Raw genomic sequence first — 353 nt, 5'->3', positions numbered from 1 at the left:
GGCACGCCGCGCCGCCTGGTGCGCACGATGTCGACCACAGAGAGATCGATGATCTCGTTGTCGCGCTCAAGCTTCAGCAGCGACCTTGGGAAGTTGTGCAAGGCGATGGCGCCCGGATGCGCGACGCCGAAGGAATAGAGCGTGTTGCGCAGGCCGAAATTGCGCATGATGTCGTCGGCGCCGGCACCCTGGATGTCGAGGAAACCCTTTTCCGCGATCTTCTCTCCGGACCTGTGGTGATAGAAGTAATAGTCATCCGGCAAGAGCGGATGCATGCGGTAGACGGTGGTGAAATCCTCGGTCAGCGAGTAGGGCGCGGCGTGATGGTCGGGCGTCGTCTTCGGGATGCCGAC

1 protein-coding gene is annotated in these 353 nt (G+C 61.8%); it reads right to left on the bottom strand.

Going from position 1 to position 353, the window contains the following annotated elements; translation table 11 throughout:
• The coding region (locus EN824_RS33840; protein WP_281041410.1) for a peroxidase family protein at positions 1 to 353 on the bottom strand (353 nt) is incomplete at both ends.

Source organism: Mesorhizobium sp. M8A.F.Ca.ET.181.01.1.1 (assembly GCF_004792025.1).
Classification (GTDB): Bacteria; Pseudomonadota; Alphaproteobacteria; order Rhizobiales; family Rhizobiaceae; genus Mesorhizobium.
Note: the sequence above shows the minus strand (reverse complement) of the source record. Positions and strands in the feature narration are given on the sequence as shown.